This window comes from Paenibacillus paeoniae, assembly GCF_003388735.1.
Classification (GTDB): Bacteria; Bacillota; Bacilli; order Paenibacillales; family Paenibacillaceae; genus Pristimantibacillus; species Pristimantibacillus paeoniae.
Window position 1 is genome coordinate 1 of the sequence record NZ_QUBQ01000001.1, and the last position, 23,400, is coordinate 23,400.

Sequence of the window (23,400 nt, forward strand, 5' to 3'; positions counted from 1 at the left end):
GTAGCCAAGTACGGACGGGATAAGCGCTGAAAGCATCTAAGCGTGAAGCCCCCCTCAAGATGAGATTTCCCAGTATGTAAGACCCCTTGAAGACGACGAGGTTGATAGGTTCGGGGTGGAAGCACAGCAATGTGTGGAGCTGACGAATACTAATCGGTCGAGGGCTTATCCTAATCGTTTGTGGTTCATACAAGCCACAGACAAGCTAAAGTGAAAAAACAGATACTTTCGTATCCAGTTTTCAAGGTGCAAACCTTGTAGTTCATGGTTCTGTCTTTTCTGAAGCGATTCAGGAAGCATAATCATCGAAAAACATCCATATTCCCTGATAGCTCAGTTGGTAGAGCACTCGACTGTTAATCGAGTTGTCACAGGTTCGAGTCCTGTTCGGGGAGCCATACAGAGAGGTGTCCGAGTGGTCGAAGGAGCACGATTGGAAATCGTGTATACGTTAATCGCGTATCGAGGGTTCGAATCCCTTCCTCTCTGCCAGTAAGGCCCGTTGGTCAAGGGGTTAAGACACCTCCCTTTCACGGAGGTAACAGGGGTTCGAATCCCCTACGGGTCACCAACTTTCTTAAAAAAAAGACTTGCAATCTTATAGAGAAGTATGATAAGATATAAAAGTCGCTCAACATGGAGGATTAGCTCAGCTGGGAGAGCATCTGCCTTACAAGCAGAGGGTCGGCGGTTCGATCCCGTCATCCTCCACCATAATTGCTTTTTAATGACGCGGGGTGGAGCAGCCCGGTAGCTCGTCGGGCTCATAACCCGAAGGCCGCAGGTTCAAATCCTGCCCCCGCAACCAATTTACCAACGGAGACATCCGGGTACATATGATGTGGAGCTGTGGTGTAGAGGCCTAACATGCCTGCCTGTCACGCAGGAGACCGCGGGTTCGAATCCCGTCAGCTCCGCCATTATAACATCATCAGGCTCGGTAGCTCAGTCGGTAGAGCAGAGGACTGAAAATCCTCGTGTCGGCGGTTCGATTCCGTCCCGAGCCACCATTTTTCAACAATTGAATTTGCCGTTGTAGCTCAACTGGTAGAGCAACTGACTTGTAATCAGTAGGTTGGGGGTTCAAGTCCTCTCGACGGCACCACATGGAGGATTAGCGAAGTGGCCAAACGCGGGAGACTGTAAATCTCTTCCTTCGGGTTCGGTGGTTCAAATCCATCATCCTCCACCATTTACCTAGGGGCATAGTTTAAAGGTAGAACAAAGGTCTCCAAAACCTTTGGTGTGGGTTCAATTCCTGCTGCCCCTGCCAATTTTATAAGGTGTTCCATGGCGGTCGTGGCGAAGTGGTTAACGCATCGGTTTGTGGATCCGACATTCGGGGGTTCAATTCCCCTCGATCGCCCCATTTTTACACCTTATCAGAAACTAAATATATTGTTGGGGATTAGCCAAGCGGTAAGGCAACGGACTTTGACTCCGTCATTCTCAGGTTCGATCCCTGAATCCCCAGCCATTAATGCGGAAGTGGCTCAGCGGTAGAGCATCGCCTTGCCAAGGCGAGGGTCGCGGGTTCGATTCCCGTCTTCCGCTCCATTTATTTTGGCGCCATAGCCAAGTGGTAAGGCAGAGCTCTGCAAAAGCTCTACCCCCAGTTCGAGTCTGGGTGGCGCCTCCACAATCTCATAGTGTGCGGCCTTAGCTCAGCTGGATAGAGCGTTTGACTACGAATCAAAAGGTCAGGAGTTCGAATCTCTTAGGCCGCGCCACTTCTTTAAAATGCAACACCCTATATGTGCCGGCGTGGCGGAATGGCAGACGCGCTCGACTCAAAATCGAGTGGGAAACCGTGGAGGTTCGAGTCCTCTCGCCGGTACCAATACAACAACTAATGGTTCATTAGATACTATATCTGATGAACTTTTTTTATTTAGATTTAAAGGCTCAATCTAAAATTTAGAGGTTGAGCTTTTTAACTCGGTAAACGGAGTCGATTACATTCAATTAAATGGCCAGCCTTGTAGCACTCCTGATTACAAGTAAAGTAGCGCCGATGCTGGTAAGCCTTGATGTGATTGTTCCGCCCTTCTTACATAAACGACGCTGATGCTTCCAAAGCAAGATTTGTTATGACGACGATTCAGGAGAATAAGCTTCACAAAACTTTAGGAGGGCTTCACATGAACGACTTTCAGAAAAGCCTTGAAAAATATGCGTCGCTCGTCGTTAAAGTGGGTGTCAACGTACAGCCCGGCCAGACACTTGTCGTTACTGCCCCAATTCTAGCGTCCGATTATGTGCGGCTGATCGTGCGAAAAGCCTACGAGGTTGGTGCCAAATATGTCCATGTCGAATGGCACGATGATGAAGTGATCCGCACACGTTATGAGCTTGCCCCTGCCAATTCTTTTAATTACTATCCGCAGTTTGGTGCCGATGGTTGGGCAGATATGGCCAAAAATAATGCTGCCTTTCTCTGGATCATCGCAGCTAATCCGGATCTACTGCAGGACATTGAACCTCAGCGTATTAAAGCTGCGAACATTGCCGCCAGCACAGCTCTCCAGCCTTTCCGCACCTATCAGATGGGGGATAAAGTCAGTTGGTCCATCGTAGCAGTGCCTTCCCAGCCGTGGGCAGATAAGGTGTTCCCTGAAGTCGCGGAGCACGATCGGGTCGATAAGTTGTGGGCATTGATTTTTCAAGCGACCCGCGCCGACCTTGATGATCCCGTACAAGCGTGGCGAGCGCATACCGACACGCTTGATCAAAAAGCAGCGAGTCTCAATGAACGCAAATATAAAAAACTGCACTATACTGCGCCAGGCACGGATCTTACGATCGAACTGCCTGCTTCACACCGCTGGGTAAGCGCTGGCAGCCCGAACGCGCAAGGTATCCAGTTTATTTCCAATATGCCGACGGAAGAAGTATTTACCGTCCCGTTGAAAACAGGCGTGAACGGCACCGTTTCCAGCACGAAGCCACTTAGCTACGGCGGCAATCTGATTGAAAATATTCGTCTGACCTTCAAGGACGGCAAAATCGTCGAGTTTGACGCTGATCAGGGCTATGATACGCTTAAAGGACTTATTGAAACGGATGAAGGCTCGCAATTTCTTGGCGAGGTAGCATTGGTACCGCATAAGTCGCCAATTTCGGATACCAACTTGATTTTCTATAACACGTTATTTGACGAAAATGCCTCCAATCACCTTGCTATCGGCAAAGGCTTAGCTTTCTGTCTTGAAGGCGGAAAAACAATGAGCAAGGAAGAGCTTGAAGCGCAAGGACTGAATGACAGTCTTGCCCATGTCGATTTTATGATTGGCTCCGCAGAAATGGATATCGACGGCATACTAGAAGATGGCACGACTGAGCAGGTGTTTCGAAAAGGTAACTGGGCGTTTTAACTTAAACAAAAGAAACGCATGACGACCTTCCTGGAAAAATCAGTCCCCTAAAATCCAAGCTGGATCTTGGGGGAAACCTTTCGAAGCCGGAACACAACCTGCCGCAACTGAGCACAAGCACGGTAATCGTCCAACTCGCCCCGTATTGAACCTTTCATCGCATTTTATATACATCCCACATTCCAATCTGCTCCCTTCGGTGAGCATACGTCCGCCTCTACACGTCAAACCTTCCGACTATTCCCCATACATGTGTGTCACTACATGCGGACGTGGGAGGTCGTAAATTTTGAAGCAGGAATAGAAGAAAGGGCATGTGACCGGTATAATACCGATCTCATGCCCTTATAACTGGTATTGACAGTCTGCTTATTTGCTTGCTTTGTAAGCGTTCAGGTACTCTTTGACTTTCGCAGCGTCTGCGACCAACTCAAGTCCGGTGTTCACCAGCGGGCTTACCGTGGAGACTGCTTTGATCTTGTTGCCGCCGTAGAAGGCTTGTAAATCCTCTTGGTTGATGGAGTAAAGCACAGCTTTTCTCAGATCGACGCTCGTGCCTACTGGACGGTTGGCAGCTGTATTGAACAACATGTAAACTACTGCGTTGCCCTGTAAAGTTTGCAGAATCAGCTTGCTGTCGCCCTTCACGATATCGTATTTCGTTTCGGAAACACCGTATAACAAATCAATTTCTCCGCTACGCAGGGAGGACAAAGCACTGTCTGCATCCTTAATGAAGCGTACCTTAATGGTAGAAATTTTTGGCTCGTACTTCGTTCCTTTCAAGTAGCCCGGATTTTTCAGGAATACACCCTCGTAGTCGTTCTTGTAGGAAAGAATGTACGGGCCGCTTGTATATAGCGTATTGTTGTAACGGTCTCCTTCAGTGACAGTGTTCTGATCGCCATAAGGAATATCCTTGTTCACATCGAAGCTAGCCACATCATACGTGTTGATGCTCTCGACCTGCTTCTTGGATACGATCCCGCCCGATTGGTGAGCCAAGTAGTTCAATACCTGCGGGAACGCCTTGGTGGACGTCAACTTAATAACTTCATATTTGCCTTCTTTGTTGTTCGAGAGCTTTTTATCCGCAACCAATTGCGTAATTTTGGAGCTTAGTCCTTGTTCCAGCGCGTCCTTCACGGTAGTACTGCTTCCCGTCACCTTCGCCGCTTCCAGCTCCGCGAGATCCGTTACCAGCTCCACCTTGCCAATATGCTCATGGAGAGTGAACGTACGGTGATCTGGTACGGAGTTTTTGTTCTTGGCGCGAAGCAAGGAGAAGATAACGTCGTCTCCGCCAACGCGTTCGCCGGTATCTACGGCACGCTTATCTTTAATTTGCGCGAAATTAATGTCGTCTCTCAAAATAAAATAGTAATCCGTATTACCTTCGGAAATGGCGTGATTGAGCGACAGAGATCCTTCGGAAGTAATATGGTCGTCATCCGTAAGGTTAACCAGTCTGACATACAAGTTTGTATTCAGTACGTTGATGGAACCGTCGTTGCCCTTGATTGGATCCAAGGACGTCAGCGTCGAAGTGTTCTGCTGCAGAATGAGCGGCTGCGAATCGCGATTGGACGTATCTTTAAAATCAACCTCTTCCCATGGAAGGGAGCGGGATTTCGAAATGCGGATAGAATCCGGATTCAGCACATTCTTATTGAATGCCTGCCCCTTCAGGGAGTTATATACCGGCGCGATGTAGGCGTTATCGAATACAAGCTTCTGCTCCAGTTGTTTATAAGTTTCGACGTACTGATCTCGCGTCTGTGTCGAGGCTTTGTCGATCAACGCGTCGATCTCCGGATCGGAGATGATACTGTTGTCGCCTCCAGTTTTGAATAGCGAACGCACTGCATAATCGGGGTTGCCAGTTACGGTAGTCCAACCGGATAGAGCAATATCAAAGTTGCCGGCGTCCTGCTGTCCTTTAAAGCTGCCATAGTCGGGTTGCAAGTTCAGCTTAACGTTAAAGCCGTTCTTCGTTAACTGATCGCGAATGATATTGGCGTCCGCCTCGTAGGAGCTCATCGTAAGCAGCTCGATATCTACCGGACTATTGTCGACAACTGGCTGATTCGAGGAGGGAGCCGAAGCCGATGGCGACTCGGAAGTTTCTTTCTTCGTTGTTAGCTGGCAACCGCTAAGCACTAGAGTCAGAATGAGTAGAAATAAAGTTAACGCTTTTCCTCTGTGTTTCATTGTGAGTACCTCCCAGATTGTAATATATTTTTAACTCACATTCAGGCATCTTTCGTGTTCTGCTTGGTAGCGTCAAACCAGTTGAATATGAATGAGGTTACGGAAATGAGGGTGCTGCTACGTTCTCTAATCAAGTTTTGGCTCAAAGGCATCGCGTAGTCCGTCTCCCAGAAAATCTCGATTATTCATCTTTGATAATCGACAATCAATAATTGATAATTCCGATGTGTTTAGTATATTTTATTTTGGGGTTTTATAATTGTCAACGTTAGAATTTTACAAATAATAAAAATGAAATGTTTATTTCATGTTAATCATCTATTCGTACGACCTAGTACGGTCGGAATTCGTAGAGGTTCGGGCGGGGCAGTGGCCTGTCATTGTCGATGGCTGATAGATACACAAGAAAAAGCCCTTTGTTCCATGTTGCTGAGGATGTGATCCTCGTGCAGAGGGAATACAGGGCTTGCTTATGTTTCTGTTAATTATCCGTAATCTTCGCAACCTGGTTTTTCTGCTCACGGTTGCGGCCAACGGAGAAGGTGGTGATCGGAATGTCCATCATCAGGTCCAGCGATCAATTCCTACTAAGCCTATAAGAAAAGTGTTGACAGGATATCTGCACTTTTTTACACTTAGAAACGAAGCGAAAGAAGAAACGAGCTTTTATATAATAGAAATAAACTTAATTGGTAGGAGGATTGAATGATGAGCGAAATCATATTGGATGGAGAGAATTTAAAGATTGAAGATATCGTCAATATCTCCAGACACCATGCTCAGGTTACAATAGCGGAATCCAGCAGAAATGAAATTATTAAGGTCAGAGAATATATTGATAAACACTGGATCAGAAGTGATGCTCCACCAATCTATGGCTTTAATACCGGTGTAGGCAAATTGAAGGACTTCAACATTTCGGTCGAAGACAATGATTTGTTCCAGCGAAACATTATTTTGTCGCACTGCGGGGGCGTTGGTGAGCCTGCTTCCGAGGAAGTCGTTAGGGCGACGATGGCGGTAAGGCTGAATGCCTTCTGCCAAGGCGTGTCGGGATTGCGGATTGAAGTGATGGACAGGCTGGTTGAAATGCTGAACAAAGGCGTACACCCTGTCATTCCGGTGCAAGGCTCCGTCGGCGCATGCGGCGATCTCGCCCCATTGGCACATATGGCCTCCGTTCTTATCGGATTTGATGCGGCCGAAGCCTACTACAAAGGTGAAATATTGTCTGCTCCTGAAGCGTTGAGAAGAGCGGGTATCCATCCGATCAAATTCGAGCTTAAAGCGAAGGACGCTTTGGCGCTTATTAACGGTACGACGATGTTTGCAGGGATGGCCGTGCTTAATTATCATGACGCTGCGAAGTTGCTGAAAGAAGCAGAAGTTTCCGCTTCGTTAAGCATTGAAGCGATGCGCGGAGAAATGGCGGCGTTCGATGAGAGAATCCACCGCGTCAGACGGCAAAAAGGGCAGATCGACAGCGCGAGCAACATTAGAAAGTTGGTCAAGGACAGCGAGCGCACGACGGAGGAGGCAAGAAAGGTTCATCTTAAGCACGACGTCCTGCATTTGGAATACCAGCCGCGCGTTCAGGATCTATATTCCATTCGCTGCCTGCCGCAAGTGCATGGTTCTTGCAGGGATAACCTGAACTACGTCAGAGAAATTCTGGAACGAGAGATCAATGCCGCTACGGATAATCCACTTGTATTCTGGAACGATGAGGGTGAGTTGGACTTCTTAAGCGGAGGTAATTTTCACGGCGAGCCGATTGCATTCGCGATGGACATCGTCGCTATGAGCCTGGCGGAGATTGGGAACATATCGGAACGGAGAATTTTTGCGTTATGCGATTCAACGCTTAACTATGGCCTGCCTCCGATGCTTGCCGGGGAGCCGGCAGGATTGAATTGCGGATATCCTGTCATCTCCTGTGCAGCCGCAGCGATCGCCTCCGAGAACAAAACATTATGCTTTCCTGCAAGTGTAGACACAATACCGACCAAGAGTAATCAGGAAGACCATGTCAGCATGGCGCCTTGGGCATGTCGGAAGACGAAGCAAATCATCGATAATCTGCCGAAGATTCTTGGCATCGAGTACCTGTTGGCATCAAGAGCGATCTATATTACAAGAGACGTACTGGGTGAGTTCAAGCTGGGAGCGGGTACGCAAATCGCGTATGACGTGTTGCTGGATGCCATTCCTTTTACCGACAATGATACTTACATGCCTGCCCTCTCCAAAGGGGCTATCAAGCTTGCCGAATCCGGCGAGATCGTGGGAAAAGTCGAAATTTCAATCGGACAACTGGTTTAAGGAATTTACGCTTCAACACATATAAAGAAGTATGGTAGTGGAGCAATGTAAAAAAAGAAGATCTTGAAGCAGTGGATGATGAGCCGTATTTTTCGTAAATTTCAAACACACTTTTCCGAGGTGTCCCGGTGGGACACCTTCTTCATTTTCATCGTTACTTGAGATTTGTAATTTCAAGTGCAGTTATATTGCCTCGTCTTTGTTTGGCTTTTCTTTGCATGCTTCAAGCTGTAATTAGACGACTATGACCAGATAGAATTTCGAAGGCACTAGTTGCTTTAGGTAGGACAATATCTTGACTATGTCTTGGTAGGCAGTAGTGGTTGTTCCTATTCCACCTTTTTGATTTGCAAGGGTGATGACAGCCGTCTTTGACATATTTACTACTCTCCCTGGAGCATTCGCCCCGTCCATTTTTCAATGATAGGGAGCGGGGCTGTTCTATCAAAAGTTCTTTCCGAGTTCTTTACGTCGTCTAAAAACGGTATCATTTTGAGTTATTGCTGCGTGACCCTTGAGGGGCTTGATAAAAACATAAAAACCCGCGAAAAACCTTGATTCTACAAGGCTTTTCGCGGGTTTCAACTGGCCCAATCTTCCGACCCGAAGCATCTGTTAGTATCAATGTGCCTGCTGCCGGAACTTTACCCTTGACGCCCATTGGGTGTATTGGATTTGGCAACAAGATATTAATGCTACTACTGGCGGCGGTAATATAAATAAAGTAGGATTTTGGTCTGGCACTGGTAGCATCAATGTACATACTCATACTCTTGGAACGGTTTCAAATGGATTTATATACCATTTCAGTCGCTGTTGTCCGTTCGCTAAAAGGCGATGTTAAGGCAGGATACGAATTTGTTATGATATTTCTTGCTGATACGGTTCTGCCGGGACAACAACATATTATCGCTACGGGTCCGCCTGCTGAAGGAAGTAGTTTTTATAGGTTTTCTTCCAAAAATATCCTGGAGCAATTTAGTGAGATCATGTCTATGCTTAGACATCAATAATTCGTCAAGCGTGGATAAGCATAAAAAGGACAACAACGGTGCAACTGAAACTCAAAATGAAGCGGTTTTGCCATATAAGATGTGGGGCGAGGGTGTTTCCATGCACATCGCCCCATTTCTTCTAATGGCAAGGTCAGAACACTGCGATAATTCACAACGATAATATAATAGGATAAATCACTATCTTTTCAGGTTTATCATGCGATGAATGCGTATTAACCATTCAGCAGGTAGCCGATCAAGAAGAAGCAAGCGAGCAAATCGAACAAAAGAGAGCTCAGCACGGCAGGGCAAGGTCTGCTTGGCCCCATCAAATAGCCACTTGAGTAGCACAAAAACGATCAGTGCCGTGAACAGTTAACCGTAAACGGCATTTTCTGTCGTGCCAAATAACGTAGGAACGGTTGGTTTGTAGGGGTACAAACATTTTACCGGGTTGACGACTCCTTTTCTACCATTTAGTAAGCTTCCTGTGCGATTGCAGCTTCGTATCGTTGCTTGTCCTGCCCACGTACGATTTCTCGTGCAATCGTCGAGTGATGACGATGGAGGTGGTGTGCGATAGCCCTTGTCGACCAGCCTAGTCGATGTAGAGTCTCTAGTTGTCCACGCTCCATTATGCTAAGATGGGAGTAGCTCATGTTGGGTTCTTCTGTAGAAAATGGTGTTGTGGTGACTTCCATTTTACACGAATCCATTCATGGGCTTCTTTGTATTTGGCTGTCGCACTTCATACGACAATTCGTCTTATAATTAAGTTATGGCCGTTTGCAATATAAAAAACGGCGCCATGATGTGCCAGCTGGTTGTCGAGAGTTTCTCGACAGCTTTTTGATGCTTATGCGGAAAGCACTGATCAAAAATAAATCGTGCATTTATATCGAAATAACCGTCCAGGGGCTTACATATCTAATTCCAAGAGCTGATTCCATCGTTACAGATGCGATTTCTTCAAAAATGCAGTCCTTCTTCCTATTTGTACAGAACATCCAAGTAAGTATCATTTTTAACGGTAGAAAAATACGCCTTATACATAGCAAACCAATATCCCACGCGATCTTCTTCATCTCTTTTAAATGGTCAAGACAAGAACAATATTCCCCAGATTAATATTCGGTCAACAATGATATCAATTTTTTTAATTTAATCAGAAAACGAAAGATATTTTCTGCAAGCGAAATTATAGAAAGCATTATTTTAAGACAATTGGTAAATATTTTTTATTTAAGGTAAACATAGTTCCTTTTTTTTCATGCAATGAATGTCTTATGATCAGTGTAGCTTCTTTCTTTGAATGTATGCGTTATCATAATAATCCTCGTGCAACAAGAGAAAGTACGGGACATAAGGTTTTGCCCCATGTACAACTAGTAAGTCATACCAATCGCGCAGTCCATGTTTCTTGGGGAAAGAACTGTCACTTGCGCAAACTTTCATTTGAAAGGGCTTACATTTCATGAGGAGGTGATTGGCAGATACGTATACGTTAAGCAAGGCATAGGAGACGGACCAACTTTAAGTTTTGTGATGCCACACTTTGTTGATCTTAGAGGAGGTAATGTAATGTTCAAAAAAATGATGTCATTGGTATCGGTTGTAGCGATTGCAGCTAGTCTCATTTCATTTCATCCTGCAAAATCCGAAGCAGCGCCAATCGGGGATGCCAACAACACGATCCTGGGACCGAATGTGTATGTATTCGATCCTTCGATGCCGTCCGCGGATATTACGAGCACGGCCGCTTCCATCTTCAACACCCAAGAATCGAGTCAATTCGGAACTAACCGGTATGCACTGCTGTTCAAGCCTGGTACTTACAACAATGTGGACGTGAAAGTTGGATTTTATACACAAGTGTCCGGTCTGGGGCAAAATCCTGGAGATGTCAAAATAAATGGCAGTATGAATACGGATGCCAAGTGGTGGAACGGCAATGCTACGCTTAATTTCTGGCGTTCCCTCGAAAACTTTAGCATACAGCCTGCAAACGGTACGATGCAATGGGCAGTAGCGCAAGCAACAACGTTGAGACGGATGCATATTCAGGGAAATATGAATTTATTCGATTTCGACAAGAATTGGAATGCAGGCTGGGCCAGCGGTGGATACAACGCCGATACGATCGTGGATAATAAAATCGTTCCTGCTTCTCAACAGCAATGGTTCTCCCGGAACAGTCAGTATGCTTCGTGGTCTAATGGCGTTTGGAACATGGTGTTCGTAGGGGACAGCCAGCCGCCGACCGGTAATTTCCCGAATCCGCCTTACACCGTGGTCGACCGTACGCCTGTCGTTAGGGAGAAGCCTTATCTGTATATCGATAACGCGGGGCAGTATCAGGTTTTTGTGCCTTCTTTGCAGACAAATACTAAGGGTGTTACATGGGCAAACGGCTCGACGCCTGGGGATTCCATCTCGATCGATCAATTCTATATCGCACGTCCGGAAACAGCTACGGCGGCAACGATTAATAATGCCTTGAATCAGGGTAAGAACCTGCTGTTTACGCCAGGTATTTACCACTTGAACGATACGATTCGGGTAACGCGTGCCAATACCGTTGTATTGGGTCTTGGATTCGCTACATTAATCCCTGATACGGGGAAAGCCATTATTTCGGTAGCTGACGTAGACGGAGTCAAGGTAGCCGGCTTGCTAATGGACGCGGGCGCGGTACATTCTCCCGTACTCATGGAAGTGGGAACCCCGGGCAGCACGGCGGATCATTCGGCAAATCCAACTTCTCTCCAAGATCTGGTGTTTCGCATCGGCGGCGCCGTTGTCGGAAGCGCAGATGTAGCTTTGCAGATCAACAGCAATAATGTCATCGGCGATCATTTCTGGATTTGGCGGGCCGATCACGGTGCCGGAGCGAGCTGGAACACCAATGTAAGCAAGAACGGACTGATCGTTAACGGCAACGACGTTACGATCTATGGTTTATTTAATGAGCATCATAGAGAATATCAAACGCTGTGGAATGGTAACGGCGGTCGTGTCTACTTCTACCAATCTGAAATTCCTTACGATGTACCCAATCAAGCGGACTGGATGAGCAGCAACGGAACGATTAACGGGTATGCTTCCTATAAGGTTGCGGATTCCGTAAATACACACGAAGTTTGGGGACTTGGCGTATATTCCTTCTTCCGAGACGCGCCCATCAAGCTGAACAGTGCTATTGAGGTTCCGGATAAGCCGGGAATTAAAGTTCATCACGCGACTTCTATCTGGCTGGCCGGTCAAGCGGGCAGCGAAATTACACATGTCATCAACAATGTCGGCAATCGGGTATATGCCAACTCGCCTAGTGACGCTATGCGGCAAACGGTGAGCGAATTCGTAGGTGGAGCCATCGATACCCAGCCGCCGACTGCACCGACTAATTTGAAGGCAAATGCCGCATCGGATAGCCAAATCAATCTGACCTGGACCGCTTCGACGGATGATTCATTTGTCAGCGGATACGATATTTATCGCAATGGGGCGAAAATCGCTTCAAGCGTGTCCAATTCTTATGCCGATGCAGGCCTTGCCTCATCGACGATCTATTCCTACTACGTGATAGCGCGGGACGGGGCGGGCAATGTCTCGGCACCGAGCAATACGGCTACGGAAACGACGAAGAGGACCCTCTTAAACCGCGCGGGATGGACGGTGGTTGCGACGCCTCCAGGCGCCGATCCAACTGCCAACATGCTGGACGGCAGCTTATCTACCCGTTGGAGCACGAATAAAGCGATGGCCCCCGGCGATCATTTTATCGTTGATATGAAGTCTACTGAAACCTTTAATGGCGTTCAGATTGAAACGAACAGGAATAACGATTATGCCCGCGGTTATGAAGTTTACGTATCTAACGATGGAACGACTTGGGGCAGCGCTGTAGCAAGCGGTACCGGCTCAACTAAGATTATTGTGGAATTTGATCCACAAACGGCCCGTTATATCAAGGTTGTACAAACTGATAGCGCTTCCAATTGGTGGTCTGTCTCCGAATTCAATGTGTACGCTGAAGACAAGGATATAGAGGCGCCAACTGCTCCAACGAATATAACGGCAACAGCTGTATCGACCAATCAAATTAATCTGAGCTGGAACGCCTCTACAGACAATGTGGGCGTAACTGGATATGAGATTTACCGCAACGGTGCGAAGGTAGCTACCGTCACGACGGCAACTTACACTGATATAGGTTTGTCGCCTGCGACAGCCTATGTCTATACGGTTAAAGCTCTGGATGCCGCGGGCAACGCTTCAGCAAATAGTAATCCAGCCAGCGCGACAACGCTGTCTAACGGAGTGCCGAATGCCATTGACCGGACAGGATGGTCCGTCGATACCTTTCCTGTAAACGGGATGCCAGCGAATATACTGGATGGCAATCTGTCGACGCGCTGGACTTCGGGCAAAGCGATGCAGCCCGGACAATATATTGTGGTCGATATGAAGGGGATCAAGCCGTTCAATCGCGTTGTTATGAACTCGACAGGCAATAACAATGACTACGCACGTGGATTCGAGGTCTATGTATCGAATGACGGGACGACTTGGGGTAGCCCTCTGGCTAGCGGCACCGGCCTCGGTCCTGTAATCACAGTCGACTTGGCCCCGGCGAATGCAAGGTATATCAAAATCGTACAAACAGGAAGCGCTTCCAACTGGTGGTCTATCCGGGAATTCAATGTGTATAACTAAAAAACGTTGATGTAGGCTGGCGAATGGGGTGGGATCCCGTTCGTCAGCCTGATTTTAAATTTAAAAGGCAGGTTATTCATGAATAGGTACTGGGGCAGAGTCTGGTTCCTGCGCGGGGCTAAAATCAACCGCCCAAGTTGTAGCGAACTTCCTGCGGGAAGAAGTCGCTGGACGCTGCGCTTACTCGCAGACAAGGCGGTCGAACTTCATTATATCGACAGCCTGTCTTATGATACGGTAGACCGTAAATTAAAAAAAGCGAACTTAAGCCTCACCTAAAGAAATGTTGGTGCATCCCGCCCGGGCAGAACGCGGCATTCGTAGCCGCGATGGAAGACGTGATGGATTTGATTTGAAAATTGCTATTTTTATCATAATCAGTAAGAAAGCAAGAAACAAAAGTATGATACCGCTCTAGATGAGCTGATCCGCCCCCAATTGAGAAATAAACCAACCACCGATCAATGTTCCTACCGTAATGCCAACGTCACTGAAGTGTCTTATCTTAATGCCCGTCAGGAGTTGATACTTGTCGTTCATTCAGTGGCTGAACGGGTCTGTTGTTATGTGGAAATATGGAGGCGAATGCCTCAATTTGTTGTTTGGACAGTTCAATGGGCTGCTCCAACACGAGCCATTGAACCTCTTCTGAGCAAGATGGAGTGGTTAAGGAACCACTGTATCTAAAAATTTTCTTCTCTTGAGGTAACAGGTTAAACAGATCTACCGATTTTTCTAAATGAATATCCGCTTCTGTTTCCTCCGGAGGCAGCTTTGACCACATTTCAGCTAATACTTCATTTTCATTTCCAACGTTAATGAGGAAGCCGAGAACAGCAAGCTTTCCTGCACTATTTTTGTGAACGAGATGACCTTCCATTTCAAAATTTTGTCCATTAATTTGATGCTCACTCGGCTTATGGAAGTGCATTTGTACAAGCTTATATTCATCATTGTCTACTATGATAGAATTACTGCCAGATGCATCATTGGCTTGTATGGTATGTCCATTGTTCATAATCGTAAATGAAGTGGGCTTGTAGTTGATTTTAATATCCTCTATGGTTTTGTCTAGTTTTACATTGGCAAGCTCAATGTCGATTGGCGACTGCTCTGTACCATTGGAACACGCAGAAAATGCAGGGTCCAAACTCCCCCAAAATTCCGGTCCCGTATCCCCCTCATAAGACCAGTGTGGGGCTTCACTGTGGGTTTCCGGAGCTTTTTCCTCCTTCTGTCCCGAAGCGCAACCTACCATCGAAAGGACAATACCGACAGCCAGCAATCCATTAAAGTATTTTTTCGTTTTCATTTAACTTCTCTCCATTTCCTATGTTTATAATACGAGCTTACCATAAAATGAATGTTTTGGTAATGAATTGTACATTTTTTTTTTTTGCTCTGGTGAAAATTTTTAGGATGGTTTTTAAAAGGTTGAAATACGGCAAAGCGACCACTTCGCTTAAAACATGCGAATCCAATTTACGATTCGCCTGCTTTATCGCTAGGATTCAAGTTTCTCTTTATTTTCTACAGCTTGTGGCTTCAAAAGGTAGACGCCAAAAAGCATGCGGGCGCAGCTCAATGCTTCCGTCGAAGCTCTTAACCGTAGCATGATTCAAAAATGGTTGCAGGATGATTTCCGTGATTTAAAGTCTATCATATAGCACCATAAGTACTGGGAAGGTGGGCTGCGAAAGTACTTGAAGATTCTTTAGATGGTTAAAATGGTTTGTATCAGCACTTTTATACAGAGGATTTGTATTCAAGTACATAAAGAAATTGTAGTTAACTTACACTGATTAAAATTCTAATAGAAATTTCGTTGAAGAAATAAAAGCAAGGTATGAGATGTGCGAATTGATGAGCAACATATCAAAAGGGTTGTAGTGTTAAAATAAATTCGTCTTAAATTCTTACGGGAATGGAGGGTTTTTTTTGACAAAAAAAACACCAATTGATATTGAAGCCTTGAAGGAAATTGGCAGAATCGTTGCATTGACGATAAGTGAAATGAATCGTCATGCACGTGCAGGCATTACGATAAAGGAGTTAGAAGATATTGGAGGAAAGTTTTTGAAAAGGCATGGGGCTGTGCCCTCACCTAAGACAATCAATAAGTTACCTAGCAACACATGTATTAGTATTAACCACGAAATTGCCACTGGAATTTCGGAAGATCGTATCATTCAACCGGGCGATATAATAAATATCGATGTTTCTGCAGAATTGGGAGGCTATTATGCGGCTGCGGGACATTCTTTTCTTGTTCAAAATGAAACCGCAATGTCTAATTTCCGCTCTTTGCTTGAGCGTACCCAGGTCCATGCTGTTGATTTTCTCGCCAGCCTGGACAAGCAGTCTGTCAGCGCAACTACAGACACAGATACTTTACGGCGTCGATTGGGTCTGCCCCTCGGCAATGATGACATTCCCGCCGAACGCGTGATAGACGAGTTGGTAGCTGCCACCGAAGGAGGACATTTGGGCTCTGCAGGGGGACGTTTTTTCGCCTGGGTGATTGGCGGTGCACTGCCTTCAGCACTTGCGGCTGATTGGCTCACATCCACCTGGGACAATAATGCCGCTCTATATGCTTGCGGGCCGGCCGCTGCTGTAGTGGAAGAAGTTGCCGGAGCTTGGGTCAAGGAGGTGCTTGATCTGCCTAGCACAGCTTCGTTCGCATTTACCACTGGCTGCCAGATGGCGCACTTCACCTGTCTCGCCGCAGCACGTCACTCGCTCCTTCGAGATATGGGCTGGAATGTGGAGCGAGACGGGTTGACCGGAGCTCCCGCAATTCGTATTCTGGCGTCGGAACAGCGCCATGGAAGTATCGAACGAGCACTGCGCTTCTTGGGCATCGGCACAGCTGCCTTGGTTCCTCTCACAACCGACGCAGACGCACGTGTCACTGCAGATGTGCTGTCCACAGCGCTTAAAGATACAGACAGCCCAACGATTGTTATTCTTGACGCAGCGGATCTTAACGTAGCCGCGATCGATCCGTTCAGCGAACTCATTCCTATCGCGCGAGCGGCTGGGGCATGGGTGCATATCGACGGTGCGTTTGGACTTTGGGCGCGAGCAAGTGGACATTATCGGAGCAAACTGGCAGGAGTCGAACTGGCACATTCCTGGGCAACTGATGGACATAAGTGGCTGAATACACCGAAGGACATAGGAATTGCCTTAATTACAGACTCCGATGCACATCGCGCGGCAATGGAGATTAGCGCAAACTACCTGACCCATGATGCGGAAACGCGCGACCAAATCAATTGGACGCCTGATTGGACTCGACGCGCACGAGGCTTTGCGGTTTATGCAGCGTTACGTGAGCTCGGCAGAACTGGCGTGGCGGAACTCATTGAGCGGAGTTGTGCCCATGCCGCAGCGCTTGCAAACGGTATCGCAGCGTTGCATGGCGCCGAACTGGTTTTCGCCCCCACGCTGAACCAAGCACTGGTCAGGTTCCTTTCGCCAGAGCCCAATGCATCAGAAGAAGATCATGACGCTCGCACTACCTCTGTGATTGCTGCTATCAACGCGGAAGGAACAGCATTTTTCAGCGGCACAGTTTGGAGAGGGCGGCGTGCAATGCGAATCAGCGTTGTCAACTGGCGCACGTCGGAGGCTGATGTGCATGCGACAGTAACCGCAGTCGCCCGTGTGCTCGCCAGTATGGACCTTAACTAGTTAGTTATTGAGTGTAGCAATACACGCAAGGAAAACGATAATCAGAAAGACATCAAGAGTATGTTGCACGCTCGAATTCAAGCAGGAGAAGGTGCGACTGGTCGAAGGTTGCCAGATACATTGCAACGGCAACGCTCGCTCTAGACCAGTTGAGCAAATCTTCTTCAATTGAGTTAACGCCAGTCAAAACTTCAGGATAGTGTGGGGTGAAGGAATCAGGATTTATCGATTTATTGTCACAGAAGAAGAGAGTGTGTCTGGTTTAAATTCCTCTCCTCGGACTTTTCTTTTGTGATCCAAGGAGTCGTTCATAACAATTCAGGGCCAACCCTACGGTTGGCCCTGTTTTTGTGGTGCGCCGGCATGGCAGCTAACTAAGCAGGGCTTGATTGGGCTGGGAAGGATGGGGAATAGTAACCTTAATCGTTGGAACATATTGGGATAGGACTTTCTTTTTTAGAGTAAATAAAAATAATGCTTGAGGTTAACGTAACGTTACCCGTTATACTAGGGCAAGAATGGGCAGAGAAAGATTAGTAAAAGGTATTATACCGTTGGTTCATTCGCTAAACTGACCTCCACATCGAAACGTACGCTGCGCTTCTATGCCCAGAAGGGGTTGCTTAAGCCAAGCTACAATGAGCAGGGATACCGGATTTATACCGATGAGGATTTGTACCGACTTCAACAAATATTGACCTTAAAATATTTAGATTACTCCTTAGAGGAAATTAGCAAGTACTTGGAGCCAGATAGTAACGATTTTAAAGCTTCACTGGATATACAGTATGATATGCTACTGCAGAAGCAGCAGCATATCCAGCGCGTGTTGGCTACGGTGGAACGGGTAAGGGCGATTGTTAAGGATAACGGTACGATTGATTCCCAGCTCATTTTACTGATGATTCATTCCATTCAACACGAAGGAGAGTTGAAGCAGTTGCTCTCTGGTCGGCTGCCGGATGCATTTATACAATCTCTATTTTTGAGTGAATTAAGCTCGGAAGAGCAGATTCAGGTAGAACATGAGACGACATTAGTAATGTATGATTTGTTTGCTATGTTTAAGCAAGGGTTGCCGCCAGAAGATCCGATAGTACAGGAACGTGCGCTTAGTCTGAAGCTGATATTTGATCAAAGGCTTGGACAACCGTTGGAGGAGCTCGGGATGAGCGAAACGGGAAGAACTTTTGCAGAATTGGATTTGGGGTTTCAGAACATCTTCGAGCCAAATTTTAAGAACTACTTGTTTGAAGTGTTGCGTCGTCTGATCCTTAGAGAGAACGGATGAACACAATAATCGTAACCGTTGGAGGTTGCCCAGTCAGGCAGTATATCGGCGTTGCAACTGTTATCATGACTACTAATCTAGGAGTTGATGGTTGCTGTCAAATGCTGAAATCTTATGAGAAGATAACAAACGAAAGAACAAAAATATTTTATAGTGGGAGTGTCTATATTGGCAATCAATAGGGACATGCAGCAAGAATCTTTGAATCCTGCCCTTCGAGTTCGTCCCCGCGTACGATGGGCTGTTCTCACATATTTCCTCTACAGCGCAGTCTTCTACACGATCTTCGTGCTCAACGGCGTCGACTACACGCGAGTTGGCGAGAGTGGGCAGACCCTTCTTCTCTGGTACGTAGCACCGCTGTCAGGTGGTGCCTTGCTGACCATCACAATGGTCACGATTTACGGTAATGACGGGGGAGAGAAGCACTACGTGCGCATGGTGTTCATCTGGCTGTTTGACCCCAAAGCACGTGGTCAGATTGCCACGAATAAAACAATTAAGGTTCATTAGATACTATATCTAATGAGCCTTTTATTTAGTTGCAAAACTCCATTCCTAGCATTAGCCAATGGTAACTTCGACCTGTACTCCAAATGAGCATAAATATTGACTTAGGTTTTACTTGCCTGCTCCCCAATGTCACTTAATGATGATATACTTACTTAATGTATTATGATATTGATAATCAAAATCATTACATGGGTGATATATAGATTAGGGAAAAGTGAGATAAGGGAGCGCGGATAGATGCAAGAAGAAGCAGATGCAGGAGCTAGCCAAGTATTTACACCGGAGATGATCGATACGATGGCCCGCATTTGGACACGTTCGATCATTACGTTAATAGATGTACGTTTTCAGAATGTAACGTCCCAATACCCGTTAGAGCAGTATAAAATGCCTAGCAGCATGCTTATCTATGTATGTGGCGGAGAAGCGCAAATACAACTGAATGAAACGATATTTGTAATGGAACGCTTCGGTTTAGTTCACGGCGGGAAAGGGAACCTGCTCAGTATTTCGCCTAAAGGGGAGTCTGTGAAGACCTTTATGGTGTTTTATAAAGCAGAGTCACCTCTTTTTTTCAATAAGCACCTGCAGCAGTTATTGGAGGAAGTGAATCCATTTGTTCAACAGTTTGGTTATACGCCAAGTAATCCCATCTTGTTGCTCGATTGGTTTCAACAGATGATGAATGGCTGGAGCCGCGGTAAGGCGATGGATCAGCTGCAGGCCAAAAATTTTCTATATCAACTGATTCATGGGGTATATAGAGATTTTGAGGGTGGTGAGATTCGGTATCTTCAGCCAGATCCAGCTTGTTCTGCCAAGTTATATCTCGATAAACATTATAGGGAGCCAATTATGTTTCAAGAAATTGCCGATATGTTTGGGATCAGTGGAGGGCAATTGACGCGGCTGTTCAAAAAGAAGGAAGGGATGAGCTTACAGGAGTACCTTATCCAGAGAAGGATTGAAGCTGCCCGTCATGACTTGAAGCATACAGAAGCAACTATTAAAGAGATTGCAACAGGATCTGGTTTTGCCGATGAGAAAAACCTGTTTCGGATGTTTAAGAAGTATTACAAGATGACGCCGAGTGATTATCGGAAAATAAACGCACTATCCATGCAGGTTGATGGTATTGATAATGATTATCATTTTCTTTACAATGAGAGGGAACTAGCGAACCTAGTCAAGTCTTATAGAGATGGGGAATCAACCATGTTTGGAAAAGTAAGAAGTAAAGAAATGATTTTGGCGGCGGCGATGAGCATGATGCTGTTGTTGTCGGCATGTACATCGGGGACGCCAGCGAATAATGGAGGAACGGTGAATCCTGTGCCTACGCAGACACAAGTGACGACACAACCGGAAGGATCGGAGACGAAAGCTTCAGAAGTCTCAGAGACCAGAACGATATCCACAGTAAAGGGTGATGTTGAGGTGCCTAACAAACCTCAGCGTGTTATAGTTGATTATTTGATTGGTGATGTGGTGGCTCTAGGTGTAAATCCTCTAGGTGTTGCTAGAGTGGCAAGGGGCGATAAAGAGGCTGTTTTTGCTAACCAAATTACTAACTCCACTAAAATAGTTATGGAGCCGGAAGATGTCATGACTCTTGAGCCTGACCTGATCATATTAGCCTGGGGCGATGAGAATTATGAAGATTTATCCAAAATTGCTCCTACTATTTATGTCCCTTATGGTGATATGACTACAGTAGAGCGGATACAGTTTATTGGCAATGTTTTGAACAAGCAAGAAGAGGCTACGGCAGTTTTGAAGACGTATTCCGAAAAAATCGAAGAGGCGAAGCAAGCCTTGCAGAATGCAGGTCTTTCAGACGCGACGGTTACTATGGGAGAATACAGTGATAAAAATAACTACATCGCTGGAGCCAAGCATGCGGTTGGCGAACTCGTTTATAATCAACTTCAAATGAAGGCACCATCAAAAGTTCAAACTGATATTATTGACGCAGACAAATATTGGGGAGAAATCTCTATGGAAGTTTTGGCCGCTTACGTGGGAGATTATGTGCTCTCCATAGGGGATACGGAAGTTCCTGTTGATAATCCGATTTGGAAATCGGTGCCTGCTGTGCAGCAAAATCGGATCATAACGGTCGATAACTCGTTATCTTGGTCCACGGATATTATTACTTCCAGCGCATTGATTGATCATATTGTCAGTCACTTGCTGGCATTAGCTAAATAAGTGTTTCAACGGAAAGGAAAAGGCGATGAAAAACAAGCCTGAACAAAAACGCCGCGGGGCGATAAACTTCACCATGTACATGGTGGTAGGGCTTGGATTAACGGTTCTCATGTCGGCGGCGTCGATTATATTCGGCGCCGCCGACATGAGGTTAGCGACGGTATGGGAGGCTATTTTCCGATTTGATCCAACGCTCACTGATCATCAAGTTATTCAAACCCTACGTCTTCCGCGTACTGTAGCCGATCTGATCGTCGGGTGCAGTCTTGCGGTATGCGGTGCTATTATGCAGGGGACGACGCGCAATCCGCTGGCCGACTCCGGGCTGATGGGCATCAGCTCCGGGGCAGCATTCGCGATTGCGCTTTGCCTGGCTTTTCTTCCAGGTTATTCGTATGGGGGGATGATGTTGTTTGCTTGTCTGGGAGCAGCGCTCGCGACCGGGATGACCTACTTCATCGCGTCACTGGGCAAGCGCGGGATGACGCCTCAGCGGCTGGTACTGGCAGGACTGTCCATCTCCATGCTGTTTGGCGCACTCAGTCAGTATTTGGCGATTAATTTCAACCTGGGTCGGGCATTGGCATTCTGGACAGCAGGAAGTACAGCGGGGGCCAAGTGGGGGGAATTGCTGATTGTCTCACCGCTATTTGTTGGCGGTGTATTGCTGGCGTTGGCGCTGTCTCCTTCCGTTACACTGCTCAGCTTGGGGGATGATGTGGCAAGCGGACTCGGTATTCGCAGCGGATTGATCAAAGGTTTATCGACAATTATCGTACTCGTGCTGACTGGAATTTCTGTAGTCCTGGTTGGCCCGATCGGTTTTATTGGTCTGATTACCCCGCATATTGTGCGATACATGGTCGGTGTCGACTATCGGTACATTATTCCGGCGTCTGCGCTCTATGGTGCGTTGCTGACCGTATCGGCCGATCTGGCTGGCCGCTTAATCAATAAGCCGTTTGAAACGCCGATTGGCATTATATTTTCGATCATTGGTGTGCCCTACTTTCTCTTCCTGGCTCGCAGGCAAAGGAGGGAATTTGAATGATCAAGCAGCGTTATACGATGCAACGGGGCATTATCGTCAATGTTGTGCTTATGGTCCTCATTCTCATGTTTGCTGTTATTAGCATGAATGCTGGCAAGATGAATCTTTCTCCGCTAGAAGTGCTGAACGTTCTCCTGGGAAACGGTACCGATAAGCAAAATCTGATTGTGTTCGATTTCCGCCTGCCTCGAATCGTACTGTCGATCTTGGTAGGTCTGGGAATGGGAGCGGCTGGGGTCGTGATGCAGAGTTTGCTGCGCAATGATATGGCTAGTCCGGGGACACTGGGGATTAGCTCGGGATCGGGTTTGTTTGTTCTGTTCTTCGTCGTATTCATCGCATCGACAGGAAAGAGCTCCTTTATTGCCCTGCCGCTGCTGGCCTTTGTGGGCGGATTGTTGGCCGCGGGATTGATCTTCTTATTATCGTATCGCCGTGGGCGAGACATCTCGCCAATCGGGTTGATCTTAACCGGGGTTGCGCTCGGAAGCGGGTATGGGGCGCTGACCACCTTCCTGACACTTAAGCTGGATGATTCGCAGATGAACTTCATGCTGCACTGGCTGGCGGGGAGCTTATGGGGCGATAATTGGAGCTATATTTCCGTACTGGCACCATGGGTCTTGATTTTAATCGGTTATATTTTCTATAAATCTCGCATGCTGAATACCCTTCATCTAGGCAATCAGCTGGCAGAAGGGCTGGGTCTTTCTGTGAAGCGGCAGTTTTTGGGGTTGTCGATCGCTGCTGTTGCGTTATCCTCTGGCAGTGTGGCTGGGGGCGGAAGCTTCTTCTTCGTAGGCTTGATTGCTCCGCATATGGCAAGAAAACTGGTTGGGCCCGATCACAAATTGCTCGTTCCGGCTGCCAGCTTAGCCGGGGGATTAGTTGTGGTGCTGGCTGACACGATTACGCGCACGGTTAGTCTGGTGGGAGATGTGCCGACGGGAATCGTCATTACGGTCATCAGTGTTCCATACTTTCTTTATTTACTCGCGAAGGCCAAATAGGAGGACA

General features: G+C 46.9%; 12 protein-coding genes, 16 tRNA genes, 1 rRNA gene and 4 pseudogenes. 30 read left to right on the forward strand and 3 right to left on the reverse strand.

Going from position 1 to position 23,400, the window contains the following annotated elements:
- From DX130_RS00005 to DX130_RS00090, 18 genes are all read left to right on the forward strand, one after another.
- A 23S ribosomal RNA gene (locus DX130_RS00005) occupies positions 1–173 on the forward strand; the annotation flags it as partial.
- 149 nt (positions 174–322) lie between these two features.
- Positions 323–398: transfer RNA gene (locus DX130_RS00010), tRNA-Asn, on the forward strand.
- 3 nt (positions 399–401) lie between these two features.
- A tRNA-Ser gene (locus DX130_RS00015) sits at positions 402–492 on the forward strand.
- A gap of 4 nt (positions 493–496) precedes the next feature.
- Positions 497–571 (forward strand) — tRNA-Glu (locus tag DX130_RS00020).
- A gap of 67 nt (positions 572–638) precedes the next feature.
- Positions 639–714: transfer RNA gene (locus DX130_RS00025), tRNA-Val, on the forward strand.
- 17 nt (positions 715–731) lie between these two features.
- Positions 732–808: transfer RNA gene (locus DX130_RS00030), tRNA-Met, on the forward strand.
- Between the two features lie 35 nt (positions 809–843).
- Positions 844–920: transfer RNA gene (locus DX130_RS00035), tRNA-Asp, on the forward strand.
- Between the two features lie 14 nt (positions 921–934).
- Positions 935–1,010: transfer RNA gene (locus DX130_RS00040), tRNA-Phe, on the forward strand.
- 19 nt (positions 1,011–1,029) lie between these two features.
- A tRNA-Thr gene (locus DX130_RS00045) sits at positions 1,030–1,105 on the forward strand.
- Positions 1,106–1,108: 3 nt separating this feature from the next.
- Positions 1,109–1,192: transfer RNA gene (locus tag DX130_RS00050), tRNA-Tyr, on the forward strand.
- A 7-nt stretch (positions 1,193–1,199) separates the two neighbouring features.
- A tRNA-Trp gene (locus DX130_RS00055) sits at positions 1,200–1,273 on the forward strand.
- A gap of 20 nt (positions 1,274–1,293) precedes the next feature.
- A tRNA-His gene (locus DX130_RS00060) sits at positions 1,294–1,369 on the forward strand.
- A 33-nt stretch (positions 1,370–1,402) separates the two neighbouring features.
- Positions 1,403–1,477, forward strand: a tRNA-Gln gene (locus DX130_RS00065).
- 5 nt (positions 1,478–1,482) lie between these two features.
- Positions 1,483–1,557, forward strand: a tRNA-Gly gene (locus tag DX130_RS00070).
- Between the two features lie 8 nt (positions 1,558–1,565).
- Positions 1,566–1,639: transfer RNA gene (locus DX130_RS00075), tRNA-Cys, on the forward strand.
- A gap of 14 nt (positions 1,640–1,653) precedes the next feature.
- Positions 1,654–1,730, forward strand: a tRNA-Arg gene (locus DX130_RS00080).
- 28 nt (positions 1,731–1,758) lie between these two features.
- Positions 1,759–1,840 (forward strand) — tRNA-Leu (locus tag DX130_RS00085).
- Positions 1,841–2,141: 301 nt separating this feature from the next.
- On the forward strand, positions 2,142–3,374 hold the full coding sequence (locus DX130_RS00090; protein WP_116041873.1) for an aminopeptidase: 1,233 nt from the start codon (positions 2,142–2,144) through the stop codon (positions 3,372–3,374).
- A gap of 369 nt (positions 3,375–3,743) precedes the next feature.
- Here the strand turns inward: DX130_RS00090 and DX130_RS00095 are convergent, their stop codons facing one another.
- Entirely contained in the window at positions 3,744–5,585 is a 1,842-nt protein-coding gene (locus tag DX130_RS00095; protein ID WP_116041874.1) for an ABC transporter substrate-binding protein, read from the reverse strand.
- Positions 5,586–6,290: 705 nt separating this feature from the next.
- Between DX130_RS00095 and hutH the strand changes: the two genes are divergently transcribed.
- Complete coding sequence (hutH, locus tag DX130_RS00105; protein WP_206098747.1) at positions 6,291–7,907, forward strand: histidine ammonia-lyase; 1,617 nt, start codon at positions 6,291–6,293, stop codon at positions 7,905–7,907.
- A 788-nt stretch (positions 7,908–8,695) separates the two neighbouring features.
- Entirely contained in the window at positions 8,696–8,920 is a 225-nt protein-coding gene (locus tag DX130_RS00110) for a hypothetical protein (RefSeq protein ID WP_116041880.1), read from the forward strand.
- Between the two features lie 461 nt (positions 8,921–9,381).
- On the opposite strand, the pseudogene DX130_RS00115 reads toward DX130_RS00110, so the two are convergent.
- Positions 9,382–9,561 (reverse strand): annotated as a pseudogene (locus DX130_RS00115) (helix-turn-helix domain-containing protein); the annotation flags it as partial.
- A gap of 922 nt (positions 9,562–10,483) precedes the next feature.
- Here DX130_RS00115 and DX130_RS00120 point away from each other — a divergent pair.
- Entirely contained in the window at positions 10,484–13,618 is a 3,135-nt protein-coding gene (locus DX130_RS00120; protein ID WP_116041881.1) for a discoidin domain-containing protein, read from the forward strand.
- A gap of 135 nt (positions 13,619–13,753) precedes the next feature.
- A pseudogene (locus DX130_RS26160) lies at positions 13,754–13,968 on the forward strand (IS630 family transposase); the annotation flags it as partial.
- A gap of 155 nt (positions 13,969–14,123) precedes the next feature.
- On the opposite strand, the gene DX130_RS00125 reads toward DX130_RS26160, so the two are convergent.
- Positions 14,124–14,930 (reverse strand): carbonic anhydrase, encoded by an 807-nt coding sequence (locus tag DX130_RS00125; RefSeq protein WP_116041883.1) that lies wholly within the window; start codon positions 14,928–14,930, stop codon positions 14,124–14,126.
- Positions 14,931–15,589: 659 nt separating this feature from the next.
- Here DX130_RS00125 and DX130_RS26780 point away from each other — a divergent pair.
- The 8 genes and pseudogenes from DX130_RS26780 to DX130_RS00155 form a co-directional block, all read left to right on the forward strand.
- Positions 15,590–15,892 (forward strand): annotated as a pseudogene (locus DX130_RS26780) (M24 family metallopeptidase); the annotation flags it as partial.
- 210 nt (positions 15,893–16,102) lie between these two features.
- Positions 16,103–17,317, forward strand: a complete 1,215-nt coding sequence (locus DX130_RS00130) for a pyridoxal phosphate-dependent decarboxylase family protein (protein WP_240644450.1) — start codon at positions 16,103–16,105, stop codon at positions 17,315–17,317.
- Positions 17,318–17,849: 532 nt separating this feature from the next.
- A pseudogene (locus DX130_RS27355) lies at positions 17,850–18,053 on the forward strand (MerR family transcriptional regulator); the annotation flags it as partial.
- 6 nt (positions 18,054–18,059) lie between these two features.
- A complete protein-coding gene (locus tag DX130_RS00135; protein WP_240643956.1) occupies positions 18,060–18,608 on the forward strand; it encodes a hypothetical protein in 549 nt (182 codons plus the stop codon).
- Between the two features lie 168 nt (positions 18,609–18,776).
- Complete coding sequence (locus tag DX130_RS00140; protein ID WP_116041888.1) at positions 18,777–19,121, forward strand: hypothetical protein; 345 nt, start codon at positions 18,777–18,779, stop codon at positions 19,119–19,121.
- 237 nt (positions 19,122–19,358) lie between these two features.
- The gene (locus DX130_RS00145) at positions 19,359–21,332 is read left to right on the forward strand and encodes an AraC family transcriptional regulator (protein WP_116041890.1); all 1,974 of its coding nucleotides are present in this window, start codon (positions 19,359–19,361) and stop codon (positions 21,330–21,332) included.
- 25 nt (positions 21,333–21,357) lie between these two features.
- On the forward strand, positions 21,358–22,383 hold the full coding sequence (locus tag DX130_RS00150) for a FecCD family ABC transporter permease (RefSeq protein ID WP_116041891.1): 1,026 nt from the start codon (positions 21,358–21,360) through the stop codon (positions 22,381–22,383).
- On the forward strand, positions 22,380–23,393 hold the full coding sequence (locus DX130_RS00155) for a FecCD family ABC transporter permease (RefSeq protein ID WP_116041893.1): 1,014 nt from the start codon (positions 22,380–22,382) through the stop codon (positions 23,391–23,393). The genes DX130_RS00150 and DX130_RS00155 overlap by 4 nt, the downstream gene beginning before the upstream one ends.
- Positions 23,394–23,400: the final 7 nt, after the last annotated feature.

Bases quoted from the DNA above. Each gene is read 5' to 3' on its own strand.
- DX130_RS00155 (WP_116041893.1), top strand. From the start codon at position 22,380: ATGATCAAGCAGCGTTATACGATGCAACGGGGCATTATCGTCAATGTT.
- DX130_RS00110 (WP_116041880.1), top strand. From the start codon at position 8,696: ATGGATTTATATACCATTTCAGTCGCTGTTGTCCGTTCGCTAAAAGGC.
- DX130_RS00095 (WP_116041874.1), bottom strand. From the start codon at position 5,585: ATGAAACACAGAGGAAAAGCGTTAACTTTATTTCTACTCATTCTGACT.
- DX130_RS00145 (WP_116041890.1), top strand. From the start codon at position 19,359: ATGCAAGAAGAAGCAGATGCAGGAGCTAGCCAAGTATTTACACCGGAG.
- hutH (WP_206098747.1), top strand. From the start codon at position 6,291: ATGATGAGCGAAATCATATTGGATGGAGAGAATTTAAAGATTGAAGAT.
- DX130_RS00120 (WP_116041881.1), top strand. From the start codon at position 10,484: ATGTTCAAAAAAATGATGTCATTGGTATCGGTTGTAGCGATTGCAGCT.
- DX130_RS00125 (WP_116041883.1), bottom strand. From the start codon at position 14,930: ATGAAAACGAAAAAATACTTTAATGGATTGCTGGCTGTCGGTATTGTC.
- DX130_RS00090 (WP_116041873.1), top strand. From the start codon at position 2,142: ATGAACGACTTTCAGAAAAGCCTTGAAAAATATGCGTCGCTCGTCGTT.
- DX130_RS00150 (WP_116041891.1), top strand. From the start codon at position 21,358: ATGAAAAACAAGCCTGAACAAAAACGCCGCGGGGCGATAAACTTCACC.